This is a genomic window from Bartonella sp. AC130YNZD (genome assembly GCF_042196865.1).
In the GTDB taxonomy this organism is placed as follows: Bacteria; Pseudomonadota; Alphaproteobacteria; order Rhizobiales; family Rhizobiaceae; genus Bartonella.
Genome location: NZ_JBHIQZ010000105.1, coordinates 1 through 1,262, shown reverse-complemented (window position 1 = coordinate 1,262; position 1,262 = coordinate 1). Strand labels below are relative to the sequence as shown.

Here is a 1,262-nt window from a genome sequence, read left to right as displayed (position 1 = left end):
TCAGGGGGGAGTTTTATATTTGCATCGCGATAGGTTGTATAAGCTATGCGACCAAGCTTTTTCATGAGACCAGCAGGTATGGTGGGTGCTTTAAAACCAGCTGCTTTCGCTTTTGCCATGTCACTAAACATTTCACCTTCACCCGTAACGAGCCATTCCACAGATATACCGCAAACATTTTTGTAAATTACCAACATTGATACAGGTGGTTCGCGCAAGCCAGTTTCATAATTACACATAGTACTTTCAGGTGCTGCAAGATGTTCAGCAAATTGCTTACGCTCTGTGAAACCAAGGGCGCGTCGCACTTCACATAGCCGCTTTGCTAGTTCTGTTTTAGGTTCTTTTTTAGGGCGTGCCAAAAATGCTCCTTATTCATATTTAGGTTAGCTTAAATTACAGGATTTTAAAAAGAGCTTCCCCCATTCATCTTAGAGAGGCATTAAGCCGTATCTTGTGTAGCTTCTAGATGTACTCTTTCAGCTTCTATTTGACGCTTTAAATGAATTTTAAGAAGAGGGAAAGTCGCTTCGACCTCTTCCATGTCGTTGATGTCTTGAACAAGCTCTTGCAACTTTATACAAAGCTCTGCCGCTAATTCCGCTATATCTTCAGGGGGGAGTTTTATATTTGCATCGCGATAGGTTGTATAAGCTATGCGACCGAGTTTTTTCATGAGTCCAGTAGGGATAGTTTGTGGTTTAAAACCAGCTGCCTTCGCTTTTGCCATGTCACTAAACATTTCGCCTTCACCCGTAACAAGCCAATGAGGATTAATGTTATAGACTCTATGATAGGCGTTAATTGCTGAGGATGTTGGTTCGTGTGCTCCGATTTCATAATTAGCAAGAGTAGTGCGTTGTAAATTAAGGCGTTGAGCAAAAGCACCGCGTTCTTCGTTTCCGAGTATTCGTCGTACTTCACGCAACCGTTTTGCGAGTTCTGTTTGTGGTTCTCTTTCAGGGCGTGCCAAAAAAAATCACTCCAAATGCCAAAAAACCGTTTACAAAGACAAATATTTGGCGTATATCTCTAATTACCGCCCGATATAGAGGGCAGATATTTTACAATTAACCCCACAAAAAACGGATGTGGGAGCATCCGTTTAAAGCAGGAGCGAAGTTTATGACTATCACACAAGTATGGGATCGCCATAGTATTTTAGCCGAGCTACGCCGCCGTAATATGACCTTGGCGGAGCTCGCGAAAGCTTATCAACTATCGTCATCCAGTGTTCAACATATCTGGACACGGTCTAACGA

3 protein-coding genes are annotated in these 1,262 nt (G+C 42.6%); 1 reads left to right on the top strand and 2 read right to left on the bottom strand.

The genetic code is table 11. From position 1 onward, the window contains the following. Together ACFINU_RS09910 and ACFINU_RS09905 are read right to left on the bottom strand one after the other, a co-directional pair. Positions 1 to 362 (bottom strand): helix-turn-helix domain-containing protein (locus tag ACFINU_RS09910; RefSeq protein ID WP_375619002.1); only part of this gene is annotated, 362 nt, incomplete at its 3' end. An 80-nt stretch (positions 363 to 442) separates the two neighbouring features. Further along, positions 443 to 973, bottom strand: a complete 531-nt coding sequence (locus ACFINU_RS09905) for a helix-turn-helix domain-containing protein (protein ID WP_375619001.1) — start codon at positions 971 to 973, stop codon at positions 443 to 445. A gap of 152 nt (positions 974 to 1,125) precedes the next feature. Between ACFINU_RS09905 and ACFINU_RS09900 the strand changes: the two genes are divergently transcribed. Beyond that, positions 1,126 to 1,262: helix-turn-helix domain-containing protein (locus ACFINU_RS09900; RefSeq protein ID WP_375667672.1), on the top strand; the 137-nt coding region annotated here is incomplete at its 3' end.